Annotated in this window: 1 pseudogene; it reads left to right on the top strand. The window is 36.5% G+C overall.

Annotated features, from left to right (window positions below):
• Positions 1–524: pseudogene (locus C6988_RS08555) on the top strand (lyase); the annotation flags it as partial.

The raw sequence follows: 524 nt of genomic DNA, 5'->3' as shown, positions 1-524 counted from the left end.
AAAACCCTACATGGCCACCTGGTGGTCGTTCAATGATGTGGGGAATGGATTATTCTCCTGATGGCTCAATCTGGTTTACAGAAGAAGCATACGATTCAATTTGGAAATTCTCCATTCTGGATGAAGAATATACTAGAATGACGTTTCCAACATCTGGAGACTCTCTTCCTCAAAAATTAAGCGTTGAGGGTTCTCAAATTGTAGTAAATGACTTTACTGGTGCAAAATTAACATTTTTAGATCCTGCTCAAGTTGGTGAGGAAGTAGAATACTATAGTTTACCATCTCCAATTGAGGGTTCTTTGACTGGTGACTTTGCAATTGATTCTCAAAATAATATTTGGTATACTAATTGGATTTTTCAGACAGGTGGTATCTTAGTAAAGTTTGATCAAGATGCTTATGTTGAAAATACTCCTTTGAATAATTCTACAAGTGTTTATGAATTTCCACCTGACCTAACAACTCCAAATGGTATAGTTGTTGGACCGGAGGGAAAAATTTGGATTGCAGATACTTCAAGT

Source organism: Nitrosopumilus sp. b1 (assembly GCF_014078545.1).
GTDB lineage: Archaea > Thermoproteota > Nitrososphaeria > Nitrososphaerales > Nitrosopumilaceae > PXYB01.
The sequence above is the reverse complement of the archived record's forward strand: the minus strand, read 5'-3'. Positions and strand labels throughout refer to the sequence as shown.